We start from the raw sequence: 22,512 nt of genomic DNA, 5'->3' as shown, positions 1-22,512 counted from the left end.
GGCCTCCTGAAGTCGCGAAGTTACGGGCGGCGCCTGGGATGACGCAGCTGTCGCTAGCTGGGTAGGGCGCTAGACTCTTGATCGGCAACGGCAACGGCAACGGCAACGGCAACGGCAACGGCAACGGCAACGGCAACGGCAACGGCAACGGCAACGGCAACGGCAGTATCAAAGGTAATTTGAGCGTTCGTCGGCGCGCCGACGTGGTCGGCTATCACTTCTCTGTCACGTAACTGTATTGTTGGCTATTCTCCGATCTGTCCCAGTACACTTCGTAACTGTTACGGTATTCTGGCCCCGCAGTGAGCCACACAAGAACAATGACCCGTCAGCGCTTCGAGAACACGCCATGACCAACCTGCTGCTGTACCAGCGCATTGCCCAGCAACTGGCCGATGACATCCGCCGGGGTGTCTACCAGCCGGGGGAGCGGGTGCCGTCGGTGCGCAAGATGAGCGCGCAGCTCAATGTCAGCCATGCCACCGTGCTGCAGGCGTACGCCAATCTCGAGGACCAGGGCCTGATCCGTGCCCGGCCGCAGTCCGGCTACTACGTCCACCAGACCCCGGCGTTGACGGCGCAGACCCCGGATATCGCGCGGGTCGAGCGTCCGGGCCTGGTCACCCGGGCAAGCATCATCCAGCAGGTGCTGGTCGAGGCGCGGCGCGATGGGGTTTTCCCGTTCGGCGCCGCGGTGCCGCATGTGGACTACCTGCCCGTGCGTGCCCTGCACCAGCAATTGGCCAAGGTGACGCGCTTCCACAGTCCGCGTGCCTTCAGCTACATGTTCAGCCCGGGTTTCGAACCGCTGCGCCGGCAGATCGCCATTCGCATGCGTGATGCCGGCGTGCTGGTCGATCCGCGTGAGGTGGTGGTGACCCACGGCTGCGTCGATGCCCTGCAGATGGCGCTGCGGGTGCTGACCCGACCGGGCGACCTGATCGCGGCCGAGTCGCCCACTTACTATGGCCTGCTGCAGCTGGCCGACCTGCTGGGGCTCAAGGTCATCGAGATTCCCAGCGACCCGTCTACCGGTATCAGCCTGGAAGCCCTGCAACTGGCAGCCAACCAGTGGTCGATCAAGGCGCTGGTACTGACGGCGCGCTTGAGCAATCCCTTGGGCGGCACCATCCCCGAGGAGCGGCAGAAGCAGTTGCTGCGCCTGGCCTCGGACTTCGACATACAGATCGTCGAGGATGATATCTACGGTGAGCTGATGTTCGAGCAGGGGCGCACCAAGGCGCTCAAGGCGTTCGATCGCCTCGACCGGGTGATCTACTGCTCGAGCTTCTCCAAGACCCTGTCGCCAGGGGTGCGGGTCGGCTGGATGATCGCCGGGCGCTACCAGGACGAGATCCAGCGCCTGCAGACCTTCACTACGCACTCGGCCTGCAGTGTCACGCAGATGGCGGTGGCCGCCTACCTGGAGAACGGCGGCTACGATCGCCATCTGCGCTACATTCGCCAGGAGTATCGCAAGAACCTCAGTGCCTACCAGCTGGCGGTGCAGCAGCACTTCCCGGAAGGCACGCAGATGACCCGGCCCACCGGCGGCTTCATTCTTTGGGTCAGCCTGCCGGGGCGGGTCAATACCCAGGAGCTGCATGTGCGGGCGCTGGAGCAGGGGATCAGCATCGCGCCGGGGCTGATCTTCAGTAATACGGAGCAGTTCAACCACTGTATCCGGCTTAATTGCGGCATTCCCTGGAACCGCGAGGCGGAGCGCGCGGTGATGACCCTGGGGCTGCTGGCCCAGCAATTGTGCCGCGAGCCGACTGGTTCACTTTTGTAGGCTTGTCAGATGAGCGGGGAACAGGGAGCATACGCGTTTTGCAGCTTACGCTCCCGGTACCCATGAACCTGTTTCGTCCTCTTGTCATTGCCCTGTGTTTCGCGTTGCCCTGGCTGCCGGCCGGAGCGGTGCAGGCTGCCGAGCCTGCAACCAAGGCGCAGGGGGTGCACAAGTCGCCGGCCAAGGCTGCAGCCAAACCGACAGCCAAGCCCAAGGCCAAACCAAAGGCCAAGTCCAAGGTGAAGGCCAAACCTGTCAGCAAGTCTGTCGCCAAATCGCTACCCAAGCCGAAGATCGACCTGAGCCTGCCGAGTGAAATGGTCAGGCACCTCGAGCCGGACCTGGGTGACGGGCCGGTGGTGCGCAAACCTCTGCTGCCGTCGATGTTCCCCACCAAGCCGGAATCCGACAGCAGCCCGTTCCAGCTCAACGGCCGGCTGATCAGCAACGAAATGCAGCTGCAGTTGCGCAACGACAGCCGGCGCGACGTCGACGGCGCGGCGATCGATTTCGAATTCCGCAACTGACTGCCGGGTCACCGTCTTTTTCATTCGCTCGGCAATTTCAAACATACGTTTGAGCGGTTAGTATCCAGGGACGTTCGTCCCGTTTTGCTCCTGGGAGTCCTGTTGTCATGAAATGCCGCGAGGGCTGCGGTGCCTGCTGCATCGCCCCGTCCATCAGTTCACCTATCCCCGGCATGCCGCAGGGCAAGCCGGCCGGCGAACGCTGCCTGCACCTGAATGTCGAAAACCTCTGTGCGCTGTTCGGCAAGCCCGAGCGGCCCAAAGTGTGTGGCGGCTTCAAGGCGGAAGCGGACATCTGTGGCAACGATCGTGACGAGGCTATCCGCATCATCGGGTGGCTGGAGCAGATGACGGCGGCGTGACAGGTTGGATCCTCGACAACAAGGAACAAGATGATGAGATCGATCAAGCGTATTGCACTGCTGTGTGGCATGGGTGTCGTGCTGGCACCGACGGCTTGGGCTGAGAACTGGCAGGTGGCCAAGGACGAGGAGGGGATCAAGGTATCCCTCAGCGAGGTGGCCGGTTCCAAGTACAAGGCCTACCGTGGCGTGACCGTGATCAAGGCGCCGCTGGCCAAGGTCAAGGCGTTGCAGGAGGACGTGGCGGGGGCCTGCGCCTGGATCCACGAGTGCAAGTCGCAGAAACTGCTCAAGAGCGAGGGCGACCAGAGCTGGACCTACACCCAGTTCAATACACCATGGCCGGTGACGCCACGCGATTCCGTCCTGCATGTGACCACTGTCCAGGAGGCTGATGGCAGCCTGACCCGCAAGCTTGAGGAGCAGCCAAAGTATCTGCCGGAGGAAAAGGGCTTCGTGCGTGTCGCCCAGGTGGAGGGCTACTGGAAGCTGGTGCCCAAGGGTGACAGCACCGAGGTGACCTACCAGGTGCACACCGAGCCAGGTGGCAGCGTGCCGTCCTGGCTGGCCAACAAGTTCGTGGTGGATGCACCGTTCAATACCCTGAAGGGGTTGAAGGAGCGTGCCGAGAAGCAGTGATCGGCGCCGGTAGCGCAGAAACAAGAAAGGCTGCCCGAGGGCAGCCTTTTTTGCGTTCGGCCGACAGGGCTTACTTGCGGTCTTTCAGCTCGACGATGTCACGCTGCTCGTAGCCGGTGTACAGCTGGCGTGGGCGGCCGATCTTGTATGGGCTGGAGAGCATTTCCTTCCAGTGCGAGATCCAGCCGACGGTACGTGCCAGGGCGAAGATCACGGTGAACATGCTGGTCGGAATACCGATGGCCTTGAGGATGATGCCCGAGTAGAAGTCGACGTTCGGGTACAGCGAGCGCTCGACGAAGTACGGATCGGTCAGGGCGATCTCTTCCAGGCGCATGGCCAGTTCCAGCTGCGGGTCGTTCTTGATGCCCAGCTCGCTGAGCACTTCGTCGCAGGTCTTCTTCATCACGGTGGCGCGCGGGTCGCGGTTCTTGTACACGCGGTGACCGAAGCCCATGAGCTTGAACGGATCGTTCTTGTCCTTGGCCTTGGCGATAAACTTGTCGATGTTCGAGACATCGCCGATTTCATCGAGCATGGTCAGTACGGCTTCGTTCGCACCGCCGTGGGCCGGGCCCCACAGTGCGGCGATGCCGGCGGCGATACAGGCGAACGGGTTGGCGCCCGAGGAGCCCGCCAGGCGTACGGTGGAGGTGGAGGCGTTCTGCTCGTGGTCGGCGTGGAGGATGAAGATCCGGTCCATCGCCTTGGCCAGCACCGGGCTGATCGGTTTGATCTCGCACGGGGTGTTGAACATCATGTGCAGGAAGTTTTCCGCGTACGACAGGTCATTGCGCGGGTACATCATGGGTTGGCCCATGGAGTACTTGTAGACCATCGCGGCCAGGGTCGGCATTTTCGCGACCAGGCGTACCGCGGAGATTTCGCGGTGCTGCGGGTTATTGATGTCCAGCGAGTCGTGATAGAACGCCGACAGGGCGCCGACCACGCCGCACATCACTGCCATGGGGTGGGCGTCGCGGCGGAAGCCGTTGAAGAACGACTTCAGCTGCTCGTGAACCATGGTGTGGTTCTTCACGGTGCTGACGAACTGGGCCTTCTGCTCGGCATTCGGCAGTTCGCCGTTGAGCAGCAGGTAGCAGGTCTCGAGGTAGTCCGACTGTTCGGCGAGCTGTTCGATCGGGTAGCCGCGGTGCAGCAGCACGCCCTTGTCGCCATCGATGTAGGTGATCTTCGACTCGCACGAGGCGGTCGCCATGAAACCAGGGTCGAAGGTGAAGTGGCCTGATGCCCCCAACCCGCGGACGTCGATAACATCGGGACCAACGGTGCCGGTTAAAATGGGCAGCTCGACGGGGGCAGCGCCCTCGATGATCAACTGCGCTTTTTTGTCAGCCATGTGGCCTCCTATTAATGCTTGAAATCATCAGACAGACCCCCCACGCAGGGCCCGCACCACTATAGAGGGATAAATTCGAATGTCAATTTGCCTAAAGGCTGGTTGAAACGCCCTCTGAGGCCTGATTTTTCACGAAATTCTCGCCCGTTTACGCCTTTTGTCCCTTAAAGGCAATGCGCTATTTGGGCTAGCCCCTCACGTTGTCATAAGCAGCCTAACTGTCTATACTCGGCAGCCGACTCCCAGGGGCTTTCAAGCCCGCCCTGCTGGGTGTCGTCGCTCTCCTGGGTGGTGGGTACCTGACCAGTACACTTACCAACAACTTTGCCCTGTTAGCTAGGGGCTCTTCAGTGTGAAAAAAGCCGTGAAAAGCCAACGACCTGTAAACCTAGACCTAAGGACCATCAAACTCCCGATCACCGCGTACACGTCCATTCTTCACCGTATTTCCGGCGTCATCCTCTTCCTCGGCCTTGCCATCATGCTGTACGCACTGGGCAAGTCGCTGGGTTCGGAGGAAGGCTTTGCCGAGGTGAAGGCGTGTCTGACCAGTCCGCTGGCCAAACTGGTGACCTGGGGCCTGCTGTCCGGCCTGCTGTACCACCTCGTGGCAGGTGTGCGCCACCTGATCATGGACATGGGTGTCGGTGAGACGCTGGAAGGCGGCAAGCTGGGCTCGAAAATCGTGATCGTCATCTCCGTGGTGCTGATCGTTCTGGCAGGAGTTTGGGTATGGTAACTAACGTCACGAACCTGTCGCGTTCGGGCCTCTACGACTGGATGGCGCAGCGCGTCTCGGCGGTCGTTCTCGCGGCTTATTTCATTTTCCTGATCGGCTACCTCGCCGCCCACCCGGGCATCGACTACGCCCAGTGGCACGCTCTGTTCACCAACAATGCGATGCGCATCTTCAGTCTGCTGGCCCTCGTTGCCCTGGGCGCCCACGCCTGGGTCGGCATGTGGACCATTGCCACCGACTACCTGACGCCGATGGCGTTCGGCAAGTCGGCGACTGCGATTCGTTTCCTGTTCCAGGCGGTATGCGGCGTTGCGATGTTCGCTTACTTCGTCTGGGGTGTGCAGATTCTCTGGGGTATCTGATTCATGGCTAACATTCCAACCATTTCCTTCGACGCCATCATCATCGGTGGCGGCGGCGCGGGCATGCGCGCAGCACTGCAACTGGCTCAAGGCGGCCACAAGACCGCTGTAGTCACCAAGGTGTTCCCGACCCGTTCGCATACCGTTTCCGCCCAGGGCGGCATTACCTGCGCCATCGCTTCGGCCGACCCGAACGACGACTGGCGCTGGCACATGTACGATACCGTCAAGGGTTCCGACTACATCGGTGACCAGGACGCTATCGAATACATGTGCCAGGAAGGCCCTGCCGCGGTCTTCGAGCTGGACCACATGGGCCTGCCGTTCTCGCGTACCGAAACCGGTCGTATCTACCAGCGTCCGTTCGGTGGCCAGTCCAAGGACTTCGGCAAGGGCGGCCAGGCTGCCCGTACCTGCGCAGCCTCCGACCGTACCGGTCACGCGCTGCTGCACACCCTGTACCAGGGCAACCTGAAGGCAGGCACCACCTTCCTCAACGAGTACTACGCCGTTGACCTGGTGAAGAACCAGGACGGCGCGTTCGTCGGTGTGATCGCGATCTGCATCGAAACCGGCGAAACCATGTACATCAAGTCCAAGGCCACCGTGCTGGCGACTGGCGGTGCTGGCCGTATCTACGCCTCCACCACCAACGCCCTGATCAATACCGGTGACGGTATCGGCATGGCCCTGCGTGCCGGCGTGCCGGTGCAGGATATCGAGATGTGGCAGTTCCACCCGACCGGCATCGCCGGCGCCGGTGTACTGGTCACCGAAGGTTGCCGCGGTGAAGGTGGCTACCTGATCAACGCCCACGGCGAGCGCTTCATGGAGCGTTACGCGCCGAACGCGAAAGACCTGGCCGGCCGCGACGTGGTCGCCCGCTCCATGGTCAAGGAAATCATCGCCGGTAACGGCGTGGGCCCGAACAAGGACCACGTGCTGCTGAAGCTGGATCACCTGGGCGAGGAAGTGCTGCACAGCCGCCTGCCAGGTATCTGCGAGCTGTCCAAGACCTTCGCCCACGTCGACCCGGTGGTCGCCCCGGTTCCGGTCGTGCCGACCTGCCATTACATGATGGGCGGCGTTGCCACCAACATTCATGGCCAGGCCATCACCATGGACGCCGAAGGCAAGGACCACATCATCCCGGGTCTGTTCGCCGTGGGTGAAGTGGCCTGTGTGTCGGTCCATGGCGCCAACCGCCTGGGCGGCAACTCGCTGCTCGACCTGGTTGTATTCGGCCGTGCCGCCGGCCTGCACCTGGAAAAGGCGCTGACCGAAGGCGTCGAGTACCGCGATGCCAGCGACACCGACGTCGATGTTGCCCTGAACCGCCTGAACAAGCTCAACGAGCGTACCAGCGGCGAAGACGTGGCAAGCCTGAAGCGCGAGCTGCAGAGCTGCATGCAGAACTACTTCGGTGTATTCCGTACCGGCGAATACATGCAGAAGGGTATCGAGCAGCTGGCTGGCCTGCGAGACCGCATCGCCAACGTCAAGATCAACGACAAGTCCCAGGCCTTCAACACCGCGCGTATCGAAGCGCTGGAGCTGCAGAACCTGCTGGAAGTCGCCGAAGCTACCGCCATCGCGGCCGAAGCCCGTAAAGAGTCCCGCGGCGCACACGCCCGTGAAGACTTCGAAGACCGTGACGACGAGAACTGGCTGTGCCACACCCTGTACTACCCGGGTGAGAAGCGCGTTGCCAAGCGCGGCGTCAACTTTGCGCCGAAGACAGTTCCTGCCTTCGAACCAAAAGTCCGGACTTACTAAGGGTGGCTGCTATGTTGAAAGTCGAAGTTTATCGCTACAACCCCGACACCGACTCGGCGCCCAAGATGGAGTCGTTCGACGTCGATACCGGCGGCAAGGACCTGATGGTTCTGGACGTGCTGGCACTGATCAAGGAAAAGGACGAGGGCTTCTCGTACCGTCGCTCCTGCCGTGAAGGCGTGTGCGGTTCCGATGGCATGAACATGAACGGCAAGAACGGCCTGGCCTGCATCACCCCTCTGTCGGGCGTGGTCAAGGGCAACAAGCTGGTGCTGCGCCCGCTGCCTGGCCTGCCGGTCATTCGTGACCTCGTGGTCGATATGAGCATCTTCTACAAGCAGTACGAGAAGGTGAAGCCGTTCCTGCAGAACGACACGCCGGCCCCGGCCATCGAGCGTCTGCAGTCGCCGGAAGACCGCGACAAGCTGGACGGTCTGTACGAGTGCATCCTGTGCGCTTGCTGCTCGACCTCCTGCCCATCGTTCTGGTGGAACCCGGACAAGTTCCTGGGCCCCGCCGCACTGCTGCAGGCCTATCGCTTCCTGGCCGACAGCCGTGACACCAAGACTCAGGAGCGCCTGGCGTCCCTGGATGACCCGTTCAGCGTATTCCGCTGCCGCGGGATCATGAACTGCGTGAACGTTTGCCCGAAGGGTCTGAACCCGACCAAGGCTATCGGCCACGTACGTAACATGCTGCTGCAGAGCGGCACCTGATTCAAAACGTTGTACCTGCAGTAAGCCGAGGTGCGGGTGGTGAGCCCGCACTGAGGTAAAACCCGGGCAAGGGCCCACAAAGCCCGCGCTCATTACCTATGAAGATATGAGACCAGCAGGGGCTTCCGGGCTGGTACCCGGAAAATCAGCAGGATCCAGGTGGCGTGGTTCAGTCGCTGTGTTCGGACTTTTCCAGGTTTGCTGTGGCTCTCGCCGATCAGTCCCCTAACCGAGGGTGACCAAGCATGCAAGAAAGCGTGATGCAGCGCATGTGGGAAAGCGCCCACCTTTCAGGTGGTAACGCTGCATATGTGGAAGAGCTTTATGAGCTCTACCTGCACGACCCTAACGCTGTGCCAGAAGAGTGGCGCACCTACTTCCAGAAGTTGCCCGCCGACGGCAGCACCGCTACCGATGTATCGCACTCGACGATCCGCGACCATTTCGTATTGCTGGCAAAGAACCAGCGCCGCGCCCAACCGGTTTCCGCCGGGAGCGTGAGCACAGAGCACGAGAAGAAGCAGGTTGAAGTGCTGCGACTGATCCAGGCCTATCGTATGCGCGGCCATCAGGCTGCCAAGCTCGACCCGTTGGGGTTGTGGCAGCGTCCTGCGCCCGTAGACCTGTCGATCAATCATTACGGCTTGACCAATGCCGATCTTGATACGACCTTCCGTGCCGGCGACCTGTTCATCGGCAAAGAGGAAGCGAGCCTACGCGAAATCTTCGAGGCGCTCGAGAAGACATATTGTCGCACCATTGGTGCCGAATTCACCCACATCGTCGATTCCGAGCAGCGCAGCTGGTTCCAGCAGCGCCTGGAAAGCGTGCGTGGCCGTCCGGAGTTCTCCGCCGATGTGCAGGCGCACCTGCTCGAGCGCGTCACGGCCGGTGAGGGCCTGGAGAAGTACCTGGGCACCAAGTACCCGGGCACCAAGCGCTTCGGCCTGGAAGGCGGCGAGAGCCTGATCCCGATGCTGGACGAAATGATCCAGCGCTCCGGTTCCTACGGTACCAAGGAAGTCGTGATCGGCATGGCCCACCGTGGCCGCCTGAACGTGCTCGTCAACACCTTCGGCAAGAACCCGCGCGAGCTGTTCGACGAGTTCGAAGGCAAGAAGATGAACGAGCTGGGCTCCGGTGACGTGAAGTATCACCAGGGCTTCTCCTCCAACGTGATGACCCCCGGTGGCGAAGTTCACCTGGCCATGGCGTTCAACCCCTCCCACCTGGAAATCGTCTCGCCAGTGGTTGAAGGTTCGGTTCGCGCCCGCCAGGATCGCCGCAACGACAGCGTTGGCGACAAGGTCCTGCCGATCTCGATCCACGGCGACGCGGCGTTCGCCGGCCAGGGCGTGGTCATGGAAACCTTCCAGATGTCGCAGACCCGCGGTTTCAAGACCGGCGGCACCGTGCACATCGTGATCAACAACCAGGTCGGCTTCACCATCAGCAACCCGCTGGACGCGCGCTCCACCGAGTACGCCACCGACGTTGCCAAGATGATCCAGGCACCGATCCTGCACGTGAACGGCGACGATCCGGAAGCGGTGATGTTCGTCACCCAGCTGGCCATCGATTACCGCATGCAGTTCAAGCGTGACGTGGTCATCGACCTGGTCTGCTACCGCCGCCGTGGCCACAACGAGGCCGACGAGCCGAACGGCACCCAGCCGCTGATGTACCAGCAGATCAGCAAGCAGCGCACCACTCGTGAGCTGTACGCCGAGCAACTGATCAGTGCCGGCCGCATTGATGCCGAACGCGCCCAGGCCAAGATCGACGAGTACCGCAACGCCCTGGACAACGGCCTGCACGTCGTCAAGAGCCTGGTCAAGGAGCCGAACCGCGAGCTGTTCGTCGACTGGCGCCCCTACCTGGGCCATGCCTGGACCGCGCGTCACGACACCCGCTTCGACCTCAAGACCCTGCAGGAACTGTCGGCCAAGCTGCTGGAGCTGCCAGAGGGCTTCGTCGTCCAGCGTCAGGTCGCGAAGATCTACGAAGACCGCCAGAAGATGCAAGCCGGCGGCTTGCCGATCAACTGGGGTTACGCCGAGACCATGGCCTACGCCACCCTGCAGTTCGAGGGTCACCCGATCCGCATGACCGGCCAGGACATCGGCCGTGGCACCTTCTCGCACCGTCACGCGGTGCTGCACAACCAGAAGGACGCCAGCACCTACGTTCCGCTGAAGAACCTGTTCCCGGGCCAGCCGCGCTTCGACCTGTACGACTCCTTCCTTTCGGAAGAAGCGGTACTGGCTTTCGAATACGGCTACTCGACCACCACGCCGAACGCGCTGGTGATCTGGGAAGCCCAGTTCGGCGACTTCGCCAACGGCGCGCAAGTGGTGATCGACCAGTTCATCACCAGCGGCGAGCACAAGTGGGGCCGTCTGTGCGGTCTGACCATGCTGCTGCCACACGGTTATGAAGGGCAGGGCCCGGAGCACTCCTCCGCGCGTCTGGAGCGTTACCTGCAGCTGTGCGCCGAGCACAACATCCAGGTGTGCGTGCCGACCACTCCAGCACAGATCTACCACCTGCTGCGTCGCCAGGTCATCCGCCCGCTGCGCAAGCCGTTGGTCGTGCTGACGCCGAAGTCGCTGCTGCGCCACAAGCTGGCCATCTCGACCCTGGAAGACCTGGCCGAAGGCTCGTTCCAGACCGTGATCCCGGAAATCGATACCCTCGATCCGGCCAAGGTCGAACGCCTGGTCCTGTGCGGCGGCAAGGTCTACTACGACCTGCTGGAAAAACGCCGTGCCGAAGGCCGTGAAGACATCGCCATCGTGCGTATCGAACAGCTGTATCCGTTCCCTGAGGACGACCTGGTCGAAATCCTGGCGCCTTACACCAACCTCAAGCATGCAGTGTGGTGTCAGGAAGAGCCGATGAACCAGGGCGCCTGGTACAGCAGCCAGCACCACATGCGCCGTATCCTGGGCCGCCACAACAAGGCACTGGTCCTGGAATACGCCGGCCGCGACGCGTCCGCCGCGCCAGCCTGTGGTTACGCATCGAAGCACGCCGAACAGCAGGAAAAACTGCTGCAAGACGCGTTCACTGTCTAACGCCTTCGCGCACCTGAAACCGAATTTAAGGAAACACAGATAATGGCTATCGAGATCAAAGCCCCAACCTTCCCGGAATCGGTTGCCGATGGCACCGTTGCCACCTGGCACAAGCAGCCGGGCGACGCCGTCAAGCGTGACGAGCTGATCGTCGACATCGAAACCGACAAAGTCGTGCTGGAAGTCCTGGCCACCGCCGACGGCGTGCTGGGTGCCATCGTCAAGGGCGAGGGCGATACCGTCCTGTCCGACGAAGTGCTGGGCTCGATCGTGGAAGGCGGCGCTGCCGCCGCTGCTCCAGCTGCCGCCCCGGCCGCTGCCGCTCCAGCCGCTGCTGTCGCCGCCGACGCTGGCGAAGACGACCCGGTTGCCGCACCTGCCGCGCGCAAGCTGGCTGAAGAGAACGGTATCGACCTGGCTACCGTTGCCGGCACCGGCAAGGGCGGTCGCATCACCAAGGAAGACGTCGTCGCCGCCGTCGCCAACAAAAAGTCGGCCCCGGCTCCAGCTGCCAAGCCGGCCGCTGCCGCCGCCGCTGCTCCGGTCGTCGTCGCCGCTGGCGACCGTACCGAGAAGCGTGTGCCGATGACCCGCCTGCGCGCCAAGATCGCCGAGCGTCTGGTCGAAGCCCAGTCGAACATGGCGATGCTGACCACCTTCAACGAAGTCGACATGACCGAAGTCATGGCCCTGCGTTCGAAGTACAAGGACCTGTTCGAGAAGACCCACAACGGCGTGCGCCTGGGCTTCATGTCGTTCTTCGTCAAGGCCGCCACCGAGGCGCTGAAGCGCTTCCCGGCGGTCAACGCCTCGATCGACGGCAACGACATCGTCTACCACGGTTATGCAGACGTTGGCGTCGCTGTTTCCAGCGACCGTGGCCTGGTGGTACCGGTACTGCGCAATGCCGAGTCGATGAGCCTGGCGGAAATCGAGAACGGCATCGCTACCTTCGGCAAGAAGGCCCGTGACGGCAAGCTGGCCATCGAAGAAATGACTGGCGGTACCTTCACCATCACCAACGGTGGTACCTTCGGCTCGATGATGTCGACCCCGATCGTCAACCCGCCGCAGGCCGCGATCCTGGGCATGCACAACATCATCCAGCGCCCGATGGCCATCAATGGCCAAGTGGTGATCCGCCCAATGATGTACCTGGCGCTGTCCTACGACCACCGCCTGATCGACGGCAAGGAAGCGGTAACCTTCCTGGTGACCATCAAGAACCTGCTGGAAGATCCGTCTCGCCTGCTGCTGGACATCTAATCAACTAGCTGCGCGCCGCCGGCCCCGTTCTTCAAGAGACGGGGCCGTGCGGTACGCGGCTTGTAGCTTGTAGCTGATAAGGAATCTTTTATGACCCAGAAATTCGACGTAGTGGTGATTGGTGCAGGTCCTGGCGGCTATGTTGCCGCCATCAAGGCTGCCCAACTCGGTCTGAAGACTGCCTGTATCGAGAAGTACACCGACGCCGAGGGCAAGCTGGCCCTGGGCGGCACCTGCCTGAACGTAGGTTGCATTCCTTCCAAGGCGCTGCTGGACAGCTCCTGGAAGTACAAGGAAGCCAAAGAGAGCTTCAACGTCCACGGTATCTCCACGGGTGAAGTGAAGATGGACGTCGCCGCGATGGTTGGCCGCAAGGCCGGCATCGTCAAGAACCTGACCGGCGGTGTTGCCACCCTGTTCAAGGCCAACGGCGTCACTTCGATCCAGGGCCATGGCAAGCTGCTGGCTGGCAAGAAAGTCGAAGTCACCAAGGCTGACGGCACCACCGAAGTCATCGAAGCCGATAACGTGATCCTGGCTTCCGGCTCGCGTCCGATCGACATTCCACCGGCTCCGGTCGACCAGAACGTCATCGTCGATTCCACCGGCGCCCTGGAATTCCAGGCTGTACCGAAGCGCCTGGGCGTCATCGGTGCCGGCGTGATCGGCCTGGAACTGGGCTCGGTCTGGGCTCGCCTGGGTGCCGAAGTCACCGTCCTGGAAGCCCTGGACACCTTCCTGATGGCTGCCGACACTGCCGTGTCGAAAGAAGCCCAGAAGACTCTGACCAAGCAAGGCCTGGACATCAAGCTGGGCGCTCGCGTCACCGGCTCGAAAGTCAACGGCAACGAAGTCGAAGTCACCTACACCAACGCCGAAGGCGAGCAGAAGATCACCTTCGACAAGCTGATCGTCGCGGTCGGCCGTCGTCCGGTGACCACTGACCTGCTGGCTGCCGACAGCGGTGTGACCATCGACGAGCGTGGCTACATCTTCGTCGATGACCACTGCGCTACCAGCGTTCCGGGCGTATTCGCCATCGGTGACGTGGTGCGTGGCATGATGCTGGCGCACAAGGCCTCGGAAGAGGGCATCATGGTCGTCGAGCGCATCAAGGGCCACAAAGCCCAGATGAACTACGACCTGATCCCGTCGGTCATCTACACCCACCCGGAAATCGCGTGGGTCGGCAAGACCGAACAAGCCTTGAAGGCCGAGGGTGTTGAGGTTAACGTAGGCACCTTCCCGTTCGCGGCCAGCGGCCGTGCGATGGCAGCCAACGATACCGGTGGTTTCGTCAAGGTCATCGCCGACGCCAAGACCGACCGCGTCCTGGGTGTTCACGTGATTGGCCCATCGGCTGCCGAACTGGTACAGCAGGGCGCGATCGCAATGGAATTCGGCACCAGTGCCGAGGATCTGGGCATGATGGTCTTCAGCCATCCGACCCTGTCCGAAGCGTTGCATGAAGCAGCGCTGGCGGTGAATGGCGGTGCCATTCACGTCGCCAACCGTAAGAAGCGTTAATTATAAGAAACCACGGCGGTCTGCCCGTCGTGGGTCTTGCGTGCAAGACTCACCGCGGAACGTCCGCCGGACCGGATCACATGGGAAAACCCGGGGTCAACGGTCACAGGTGGTGCGGCGCCAGTAATGGCGCAGCGCCGAAGCGCAGTACCTAACGAAGACGGTAAAAAGCATGAATCTTCACGAGTATCAGGGTAAGCAGCTGTTCGCTGAATACGGCCTGCCAGTTTCCAAGGGTTTCGCAGTCGACACCCCTGAAGCTGCAGCAGAAGCCTGCGACAAGATCGGCGGTTCCGAGTGGGTTGTAAAAGCCCAGGTCCACGCTGGTGGTCGCGGTAAAGCGGGCGGCGTCAAGCTGGTTCGCAGCAAGGAAGACGCCAAGGCGTTCGCTGCCCAGTGGCTTGGCAAGAACCTGGTTACCTACCAGACCGACGCCAATGGTCAGCCAGTTTCCAAGATCCTGGTCGAATCCTGCACTGACATCGCCAAAGAGCTGTACCTGGGCGCTGTAGTCGATCGTTCGAGCCGCCGCATCGTGTTCATGGCTTCCACCGAAGGTGGCGTGGACATCGAGAAAGTCGCTCACGACACTCCTGAGAAGATCCTCAAGGCCACCATCGATCCGCTGGTCGGCGCTCAGCCGTTCCAGGGTCGCGAGCTGGCGTTCCAGCTGGGCCTGGAAGGCAAGCAAGTTCAGCAGTTCGCCAAGATCTTCGTAGGCCTGGCCAAGCTGTTCAAGGATCACGATCTGGCCCTGCTGGAAGTGAACCCGCTGGTGATCAAGGCCGATGGCGACCTGCACTGCCTCGATGCCAAGATCAACATCGACGCCAACGCCATGTACCGTCAGCCTAAGCTGAAGACCTTCCACGACCCGTCGCAGGACGACGCCCGTGAAGCCCACGCCGCCAAGTTCGAACTGAACTACGTTGCCCTCGAAGGCAACATCGGCTGCATGGTCAACGGTGCCGGCCTGGCCATGGGTACCATGGACATCGTCAACCTGCACGGCGGCAAGCCTGCCAACTTCCTCGACGTTGGCGGCGGTGCTACCAAAGAGCGCGTTACCGAAGCGTTCAAGATCATCCTGTCCGACAGCAATGTCGCGGCCGTACTGGTCAACATCTTCGGCGGCATCGTTCGCTGCGACATGATTGCCGAAGGCATCATCGGTGCAGTGAAAGAAGTCGGCGTCAAGGTTCCGGTCGTCGTTCGCCTCGAAGGCAACAACGCCGAACTGGGCGCTAAAGTACTGGCAGAAAGCGGTTTGAACATCATTGCGGCAACCAGCCTGACCGACGCTGCTCAACAAGTTGTCAAAGCTGCGGAGGGCAAGTAATGAGCGTCCTGATCAATAAAGACACCAAAGTCATCTGCCAGGGCTTCACCGGCTCGCAGGGTACTTTCCACTCCGAACAAGCCATCGCCTACGGCACCAAGATGGTCGGCGGCGTCACCCCGGGCAAGGGTGGCACCACCCACCTGGGCCTGCCGGTGTTCAACACCGTGAAAGAAGCCGTAGAAGCTACCGGCGCTGACGCGTCGGTGATCTACGTACCGGCTCCTTTCTGCAAGGACTCGATCCTGGAAGCCGCCTTCGGTGGCATCAAGCTGATCGTCTGCATCACCGAGGGTATCCCTACCCTCGACATGCTGGACGCCAAGGTCAAGTGTGACGAGCTGGGCGTGACCCTGATCGGCCCGAACTGCCCAGGCGTGATCACTCCGGGCGAGTGCAAGATCGGCATCATGCCGGGTCACATCCACCTGCCAGGCAAGGTCGGTATCGTTTCGCGTTCCGGCACCCTGACCTACGAAGCTGTCAAGCAGACCACCGACGCCGGTTTCGGCCAGTCGACCTGCGTCGGCATCGGCGGTGACCCGATCCCGGGCTCCAACTTCATCGACATCCTGAAGCTGTTCCAGGAAGATCCGAAGACCGAAGCGATCGTCATGATCGGTGAGATCGGCGGTTCCGCTGAAGAAGAAGCCGCGGCCTACATCAAGGCCAACGTGACCAAGCCTGTCGTTTCCTACATCGCCGGTGTTACCGCACCTGCGGGCAAGCGCATGGGCCACGCTGGCGCCATCATTTCCGGTGGCAAGGGTACTGCGGACGAGAAGTTCGCCGCCCTGCAGGACGCTGGTGTGAAAACCGTGCGTTCCCTGGCTGACATCGGCAAGGCCCTGGCCGAGCTGACTGGCTGGGAAGTCAAGAAGTAAGTAACACGCAATACCCCCCACGCGCACAAAGGCCACCTTCGGGTGGCCTTTGTCGTTGATGGGGATCGCTTGGAAGCTGGGCTGTACACCTGAGGAAATTTCGGTGGTCGCTATCAGGGTTTTCACCCAGACATTCGTTTGAATACGCAATAAATTGTCGCCGAACACGTTCAACCAGACGACAAACACATACGCACATCGGACAAGCAGCACTGTGCCAGTGCGTTTGCCTGGCAAAACAGGTAGGCTACGCGTTCACTCTGTGCCCGTACCCCAAAAGGGAACGACACGCTAAACGGGTCTGGCTCACCAAGCCGGGCAGCATTTCCCTTCATCCTATGGGAAATCCCCTCCGACTCCCGATTTCAGCAGTGTGGTATTTCCTTAAATGAAAGTGTTAAAAGGCCAGGATATCCTGGCGCTTGGCTTTATGACGTTTGCGCTTTTCGTAGGCGCCGGCAACATCATCTTCCCGCCTATCGTCGGCCTGCAGTCTGGCCCGAACGTATGGATGGCCGCACTCGGCTTCCTGGTCACCGCCGTGGGCCTGCCGGTCATCACCGTGATCGCCCTGGCCAAGGTCGGTGGCGGCATGGACGCCCTGAGCAGCCCGATCGGCAAGTTCTTCGGCGGCCTGCTGGCGGCGGTGTGCTACCTCTCGGTCGGCCCGCTGTTCGCAACCCCACGCACCGCGACCGTGTCGTTCGAAGTAGGCGTGGCGCCGCTGACCGGTGAAAGCCCGCTGGCACTGCTCATCTACAGCGTGGTGTACTTCGCCGTGGTCCTGGCCGTGTCGATGTACCCGGGCAAGTTGCTCGACACCGTGGGGCGTTTCCTCGCGCCCTTGAAGATCATCGCCCTGGCTGTGCTGGGCATCGCGGCGTTCGCATTGCCGGCCGGCACGATCGGTGAGGCCCAGCCTGCCTACGCCGCCGCCGCGTTCTCCAAAGGTTTCTCCGATGGTTACCTGACCATGGACACGCTGGGGGCACTGGTCTTCGGTATCGTCATCGTCAATGCCATCCGTTCGCGTGGCGTCGAGTCGCCGAAGCTGATCACTCGCTATGCCATCATTGCGGGCCTGATTGCCGGCCTGGGTCTGGTCCTGGTGTATGTCAGCCTGTTCCGCCTCGGTGCGGGCAGCCATGACATCGCAGCCGATGCCACCAACGGTGCGATGGTATTGCATGCCTATGTGCAGCACACCTTCGGGTCGCTGGGCAGTGGTTTCCTGGCCGTACTGATCGCACTGGCCTGCCTGGTCACCGCCGTGGGGCTGACCTGCGCCTGTGCCGAATACTTCAGCCAGATCCTGCCGCTGTCGTACCGTGCCCTGGTGGTGATCCTGGCTGGTTTCTCGCTGGTGATCTCCAACCTGGGCCTGACCAAGCTGATCATGTTCTCGATCCCGGTGCTGACGGCGATCTACCCGCCATGCATCGTGGTCGTGGGCCTGAGCTTCGTGAAGGACCTGTGGAACTCCCCAACCCGCATCCTGGCCCCGGTCATGCTGGTGTCGCTGGTGTTCGGCGTTGTCGACGCCATCAAGGGCAGCAGCTTCGCCCACGTACTGCCTGACGCCCTGGCTCACCTGCCGTTCAGCAACGAAGGTATGGCCTGGCTGGTGCCATCGGTGGTCACCCTGGCTGTCGCCGTGGTCTGCGACCGCATGCTGGGCAAGCCGCGCGAGGCGCTGGCCTGATGGATTGAAGCCTGATGGACGGGGCGCTGGCCAAAAGCCGAAGGGCCCCCGTCAAAGGTGGATATCGAAACCCCGCTGCCGAAAGGCGCGGGGTTTTTTGTGGCCTGGACCGACGCTATCGCCGATGCGACTTGCCCCACGATTTTTACTGGATGGCGTGTCTTTTAACGAATCCGGGCGTCGAAAGCCGGTCTGTTTCTCTTTAAAGGGATTCCTGCATGACCTTCATCCAAAGCAACCTGGGCAACCTCCTGGCCGTCTGCTGGTTCGCCATCTGCTGGGGCGGCTACACCCGCTATGCCACCTGGAAGGGGCGCGATACTGCGTGCCTGGCCAGCGTGTTGCACCTTTACCGCGAGGATTGGATGCGCCGCATGCTGCTGCGCGACAACCGCATCGCTGATGCCAGCGTGATAGGCAACCTGGAGCGCAACGCATCGTTCTTCGCCTCCAGCACCCTGATCATTCTTGCCGGTATCCTCACCGTGCTCGGTGCGTCCGACCGCGCATTGTCGCTGTTGGCCGACCTGCCGCTGGTGCAGCAGGCGTCCCAAGGCATGTCGGAAATCAAGCTGCTGTGCCTGGCGACGGTGTTCGTCTATGCGTTCTTCACTTTCAGCTGGTGCATGCGTCAATACAACTTCGCCGCAGTGTTGGTGGGCTCGGCGCCGATGATAGGCGAACGTCAGGTCAACGAACTCGAGCGCAAGGCTTTCGCCTCCCGGGCGGCGCGGGTACTGTCGCTGGCCGCCAACCAGTTCAACCTGGGGTTGCGCTCGTATTACTTCGGCATGGCCATGTTGAGCTGGTTCATCAGCCCCTGGCTGTTCATGGCCATGAGCGTGGGCGTGGTGTTCATCCTGTATCGCCGTGAGTTCCACTCCCATGTACTGGAAGTGATGGTGTTCACGCCCACCGAAAGTGCACCGGTAGAGGCGAGTAGAGACTCTTCCGATAGTGCAGGCTGAAGCCTTTCAGCTTTAAATGACAGACATAAAAAAACCCGACAGTGTCGGGTTTTTTTATGTAGCGAGATTACTGCTTGGCAGGCTCGGCAGGTGCAGTGGCCGGCGCTGGAGTGGAAGGCGCGGCTTCCTCGGCGGCCTTCTGCTGCGCTTCGGCCTGATCTTTGGCGGCTTCGGCGTTTTCCTTGGCGGCGTCGTTCATCTTATCCTGAGCTTCGCCCATCTTCTCTTGGGCTTGCTCGGCATGTTGCTGTGCGTCCTGGGCTTTGTCTTCGCTCGCTTTATCGCAAGCAGCCAGGCCCATGGCAGCGGCCAGCATCAGAGCAAAAGCAAAAGGTTTACGCATGGGGTGTTTCTCCTGGGTGGAATAACTTTGTATGTTCCTTCGAGTACGCCCCTGGCGAATAAGTTCAACGCAGGTTACAGATATATAACTGCCCAGCCTATATAGACTTTTTACCCATTTTATGCGGCGGCGGACAATGAACGAGACTCCATTGATGGCGATGGCCGAGCGCTTTCTGTCGGCATTGAAACATTGCCAGGTATTACAGATGCGGGTGCAGCATGCCGACGCCGATGGCATGACCCTGGTGCTGCCCTGGTCGCCGGCCATTGTCGGCAATCCGCAGAATGGCGCGGTGCATGGGGGTGTGCTGACCACGCTGATGGACACCACCTGCGGCATGGCCACGCTCTGCGCGCTGCCCAGCTTCGAAGTGTGCCCGACTCTGGACCTGCGCATCGACTACATGCACCCGGCCGAGGCGGGCAAGGACATCTATGGCCATGCCCAGTGCTACCGGGTGACCCGCGATGTCATCTTCACCCGGGGGACGGCCTACCAGGATGACCCTTCGCAACCGATCTGCCAGGTGGTCGGCACCTTCATGCGCCTGGGGCAGGACGTCAAGGGCGGCATCCGCTTCGGTAACAGCCTCATGGAGCGGCGCACGTGATCCCCACCGATATCCGCCAACAGCTGAACCAGGCCCACGCCCGGGGTGATTACCAGCCCTTGCTGGCGTTGATCCCCTATGCCGGATTGATCGGTATCGAATGCGAGCGCCAGGGCGAAGACCTGCTGTTCCGTCTGCCGGCCAATCCGGACAATATCGGCAACCCGTTGCTGCCGGCGATCCATGGCGGCGTGATCGCCGGGTTCATGGAGCTGTCTGCGGCGCTCTACCTGCTGATCTACAGCGAAAGCGCGAGCATTCCGAAGATCATCGATTTCTCCATCGATTATCTGCGTGCCGGCCTTTACCGCGATACCTACGCCCAGTGCCAGCTGTGGCGCCAGGGGCGGCGGGTGACCAACGTCGCCATTACCGCCTGGCAGGGCGATCGCGACACCCCGATCGCCACGGCGCGCGCGCATTTCAAGATTGAACCCGAAAAGCCCTTGAAATAGTCAGGGCTGCCCCCATCTGCTGGACATCCGCCATCAAAAAACGGCCCGCTGGCCGCCAGGCGTCACCAACCAACAGATTGGAGTTTTGAAGACCATGAGTGTGGAGACTCAAAAAGAAACCCTGGGCTTTCAGACCGAGGTAAAGCAACTGCTGCACCTCATGATCCATTCCCTGTATTCGAACAAGGAGATCTTCCTGCGCGAGCTGATCTCCAACGCCTCCGACGCCGCCGACAAGCTGCGCTTCGAGGCCCTGGCCAAGCCTGAGCTGCTCGAAGGCGACGCCGACCTGAAGATTCGCGTCAGCTTCGACAAGGCCGCCAACACCGTGACCCTCGAGGACAACGGCATCGGCATGAGCCGCGAAGACGTGATCGCGCACCTGGGTACCATCGCCAAGTCCGGCACCGCCGACTTCATGAAGAACCTCACTGGCGACCAGAAAAAGGACTCGCACCTGATCGGTCAGTTCGGCGTGGGCTTCTACTCCGCGTTCATCGTCGCCGACAAGGTCGACGTGTTCAGCCGTCGCGCCGGCCTGCCGGCCGCCGAGGGCGTGCACTGGTCGTCGAAAGGCGAGGGCGAGTTCGAAGTCGCCACCGTCGACAAGCCGCAGCGCGGTACCCGCATCGTCCTGCACCTGAAGAAGGGTGAGGATGAATTCGCCGATGGCTGGCGCCTGCGCAACGTGGTCAAGAAGTACTCCGACCACATCGCCCTGCCGATCGAGCTGCCCAAGGAGCAGGGCGAGGCTGCCGAAGGCGAGGAAAAACCGGCGCAGGAATGGGAAACCGTCAACCGCGCCAGCGCCCTGTGGACCCGTTCGCGCACCGAGGTGAAGGACGAGGAGTACCAGGAGTTCTACAAGCACATCGGCCATGACTTCGAGAACCCGCTGGCCTGGAGCCACAACAAGGTCGAAGGCAAGCTGGAGTACAACTCGCTGCTGTACGTGCCGGCCCGCGCGCCGTTCGACCTGTACCAGCGCGAAGCGCCACGCGGCCTGAAGCTGTACGTGCAGCGCGTGTTCATCATGGACCAGGCAGAGTCGTTCCTGCCGCTGTACCTGCGCTTCATCAAGGGCGTGGTCGACTCCAACGACCTGTCGCTGAACGTTTCCCGCGAGATCCTGCAGAAAGACCCGATCATCGACTCGATGAAGACCGCGCTGACCAAGCGCGTGCTGGACATGCTGGAGAAACTGGCGAAGAACGAGCCCGAGCAGTACAAGGGCTTCTGGAAGAACTTCGGCCAGGTGTTGAAGGAAGGCCCGGCAGAAGACTTCGCCAACAAGGAGAAGATCGCCAGCCTGCTGCGCTTCGCCTCCACCCATGACGACAGCGGCGAGCAGAGCGTCGCCCTGGCCGACTACCTGGCCCGCGCCAAGGAAGGCCAGGACAAGATCTACTTCCTGACCGGCGAATCCTACGCTCAGGTCAAGAACAGCCCGCACCTGGAAGTCTTCCGCAAGAAAGGCATCGAAGTGCTGCTGCTGACCGACCGCATCGACGAGTGGCTGATGAGCTACCTCAACGAGTTCGACGGAAAGGCCTTCGTCGACGTCGCCCGCGGCGACCTGGACCTGGGCAAGCTGGACTCCGAAGAGGACAAGAAGGCCCAGGAAGAAGTCGCCAAGGACAAGGAAGGCCTGGTCGAGCGTCTCAAGGGCGCGCTGGGTGACAGCGTTGCCGAGGTGCGTGTCTCGCACCGCCTGACCGACTCGCCGGCGATCCTCGCCATCGGCGAACAGGACCTGGGCCTGCAGATGCGCCAGATCCTCGAGGCCAGCGGGCAGAAGGTGCCGGAGTCCAAGCCGATCTTCGAGTTCAACCCGAGCCACCCGCTGATCGAGAAGCTCGATGGCGAGCAGAGCGAAGACCGCTTCGCCGAGCTTTCGCACATCCTGTTCGACCAGGCGGCCCTGGCGGCCGGTGACAGCTTGAAGGATCCGGCGGCCTACGTGCGTCGCCTGAACAAGCTGCTGGTCGAGCTGTCGGCTTGACCTGAGGCAAGAAAAGCCCGCTTCGGCGGGCTTTTTCATGTCTGCCGTTCCCACGAATACATC

21 protein-coding genes are annotated in these 22,512 nt (G+C 61.6%); 19 read left to right on the top strand and 2 right to left on the bottom strand.

Annotated elements, in window-relative coordinates; all coding sequences use genetic code 11:
• Window positions 1-77: 77 nt before the first annotated feature.
• From KHO27_RS26265 to KHO27_RS13980, 5 genes are all read left to right on the top strand, one after another.
• Window positions 78-233 carry a hypothetical protein gene (locus KHO27_RS26265; RefSeq protein WP_250888366.1) on the top strand — a complete coding sequence of 52 codons (156 nt, stop codon included), beginning with the start codon at window positions 78-80 and terminating at the stop codon, window positions 231-233.
• Window positions 234-349: 116 nt separating this feature from the next.
• Window positions 350-1,792: an aminotransferase-like domain-containing protein gene (locus tag KHO27_RS13995; RefSeq protein ID WP_038706507.1), complete on the top strand. Its 1,443-nt coding sequence runs from the start codon at window positions 350-352 to the stop codon at window positions 1,790-1,792.
• Window positions 1,793-1,854: 62 nt separating this feature from the next.
• Window positions 1,855-2,319, top strand: a complete 465-nt coding sequence (locus KHO27_RS13990) for a hypothetical protein (protein WP_214500385.1) — start codon at window positions 1,855-1,857, stop codon at window positions 2,317-2,319.
• Between the two features lie 107 nt (window positions 2,320-2,426).
• Complete coding sequence (locus KHO27_RS13985; protein ID WP_110704461.1) at window positions 2,427-2,681, top strand: YkgJ family cysteine cluster protein; 255 nt, start codon at window positions 2,427-2,429, stop codon at window positions 2,679-2,681.
• A 33-nt stretch (window positions 2,682-2,714) separates the two neighbouring features.
• A complete protein-coding gene (locus KHO27_RS13980) occupies window positions 2,715-3,320 on the top strand; it encodes an START domain-containing protein (RefSeq protein ID WP_110704459.1) in 606 nt (201 codons plus the stop codon).
• A 70-nt stretch (window positions 3,321-3,390) separates the two neighbouring features.
• Here KHO27_RS13980 and gltA read toward each other — a convergent pair whose 3' ends face one another.
• Complete coding sequence (gene gltA, locus KHO27_RS13975; protein WP_046854764.1) at window positions 3,391-4,680, bottom strand: citrate synthase; 1,290 nt, start codon at window positions 4,678-4,680, stop codon at window positions 3,391-3,393.
• 352 nt (window positions 4,681-5,032) lie between these two features.
• Between gltA and sdhC the strand changes: the two genes are divergently transcribed.
• The 11 genes from sdhC to KHO27_RS13920 all read left to right on the top strand — a co-directional run bounded on the left by sdhC (window position 5,033) and on the right by KHO27_RS13920 (window position 19,036).
• Window positions 5,033-5,419, top strand: coding sequence for a succinate dehydrogenase, cytochrome b556 subunit (gene sdhC / locus KHO27_RS13970; protein ID WP_023628897.1), 387 nt, complete (start codon window positions 5,033-5,035; stop codon window positions 5,417-5,419).
• Window positions 5,413-5,781 (top strand): succinate dehydrogenase, hydrophobic membrane anchor protein, encoded by a 369-nt coding sequence (gene sdhD / locus KHO27_RS13965; RefSeq protein WP_023628896.1) that lies wholly within the window; start codon window positions 5,413-5,415, stop codon window positions 5,779-5,781. Before sdhC ends, sdhD begins: the two co-directional genes overlap by 7 nt.
• Window positions 5,782-5,784: 3 nt before the next feature.
• Window positions 5,785-7,557, top strand: coding sequence for a succinate dehydrogenase flavoprotein subunit (gene sdhA / locus KHO27_RS13960; RefSeq protein ID WP_023628895.1), 1,773 nt, complete (start codon window positions 5,785-5,787; stop codon window positions 7,555-7,557).
• Between the two features lie 11 nt (window positions 7,558-7,568).
• Entirely contained in the window at window positions 7,569-8,273 is a 705-nt protein-coding gene (locus KHO27_RS13955) for a succinate dehydrogenase iron-sulfur subunit (protein ID WP_012315348.1), read from the top strand.
• Between the two features lie 245 nt (window positions 8,274-8,518).
• Complete coding sequence (locus KHO27_RS13950; protein ID WP_102684706.1) at window positions 8,519-11,350, top strand: 2-oxoglutarate dehydrogenase E1 component; 2,832 nt, start codon at window positions 8,519-8,521, stop codon at window positions 11,348-11,350.
• 42 nt (window positions 11,351-11,392) lie between these two features.
• Entirely contained in the window at window positions 11,393-12,616 is a 1,224-nt protein-coding gene (gene odhB, locus KHO27_RS13945) for a 2-oxoglutarate dehydrogenase complex dihydrolipoyllysine-residue succinyltransferase (RefSeq protein ID WP_110704457.1), read from the top strand.
• Window positions 12,617-12,706: 90 nt separating this feature from the next.
• Entirely contained in the window at window positions 12,707-14,143 is a 1,437-nt protein-coding gene (lpdA, locus tag KHO27_RS13940; protein WP_214500384.1) for a dihydrolipoyl dehydrogenase, read from the top strand.
• Between the two features lie 172 nt (window positions 14,144-14,315).
• Window positions 14,316-15,482: an ADP-forming succinate--CoA ligase subunit beta gene (gene sucC / locus KHO27_RS13935; protein WP_023629628.1), complete on the top strand. Its 1,167-nt coding sequence runs from the start codon at window positions 14,316-14,318 to the stop codon at window positions 15,480-15,482.
• Entirely contained in the window at window positions 15,482-16,366 is an 885-nt protein-coding gene (gene sucD, locus KHO27_RS13930) for a succinate--CoA ligase subunit alpha (protein ID WP_004376004.1), read from the top strand. Before sucC ends, sucD begins: the two co-directional genes overlap by 1 nt.
• A gap of 388 nt (window positions 16,367-16,754) precedes the next feature.
• Window positions 16,755-18,068 carry a branched-chain amino acid transport system II carrier protein gene (gene brnQ, locus KHO27_RS13925; RefSeq protein WP_046854768.1) on the top strand — a complete coding sequence of 438 codons (1,314 nt, stop codon included), beginning with the start codon at window positions 16,755-16,757 and terminating at the stop codon, window positions 18,066-18,068.
• A gap of 218 nt (window positions 18,069-18,286) precedes the next feature.
• A complete protein-coding gene (locus KHO27_RS13920) occupies window positions 18,287-19,036 on the top strand; it encodes a DUF599 domain-containing protein (RefSeq protein WP_110704455.1) in 750 nt (249 codons plus the stop codon).
• A gap of 67 nt (window positions 19,037-19,103) precedes the next feature.
• On the opposite strand, the gene KHO27_RS13915 is transcribed toward KHO27_RS13920, so the two are convergent.
• The gene (locus tag KHO27_RS13915) at window positions 19,104-19,379 is read right to left on the bottom strand and encodes a hypothetical protein (RefSeq protein WP_046854770.1); all 276 of its coding nucleotides are present in this window, start codon (window positions 19,377-19,379) and stop codon (window positions 19,104-19,106) included.
• A gap of 136 nt (window positions 19,380-19,515) precedes the next feature.
• On the opposite strand from KHO27_RS13915, the gene KHO27_RS13910 reads away from it, so the two are divergent.
• From KHO27_RS13910 to htpG, 3 genes are all read left to right on the top strand, one after another.
• Window positions 19,516-19,992 (top strand): PaaI family thioesterase, encoded by a 477-nt coding sequence (locus KHO27_RS13910; RefSeq protein ID WP_214500383.1) that lies wholly within the window; start codon window positions 19,516-19,518, stop codon window positions 19,990-19,992.
• Window positions 19,989-20,447, top strand: a complete 459-nt coding sequence (locus KHO27_RS13905) for a PaaI family thioesterase (protein WP_110704451.1) — start codon at window positions 19,989-19,991, stop codon at window positions 20,445-20,447. The genes KHO27_RS13910 and KHO27_RS13905 overlap by 4 nt, the downstream gene beginning before the upstream one ends.
• 94 nt (window positions 20,448-20,541) lie before the next feature.
• Complete coding sequence (gene htpG, locus KHO27_RS13900) at window positions 20,542-22,449, top strand: molecular chaperone HtpG (protein ID WP_110704449.1); 1,908 nt, start codon at window positions 20,542-20,544, stop codon at window positions 22,447-22,449.
• Window positions 22,450-22,512 lie beyond the last annotated feature (63 nt).

Source organism: Pseudomonas sp. RC3H12 (assembly GCF_018596375.1).
Taxonomy (GTDB): Bacteria; Pseudomonadota; Gammaproteobacteria; order Pseudomonadales; family Pseudomonadaceae; genus Aquipseudomonas.
This window is presented reverse-complemented; position numbering and strand designations above follow the sequence as displayed.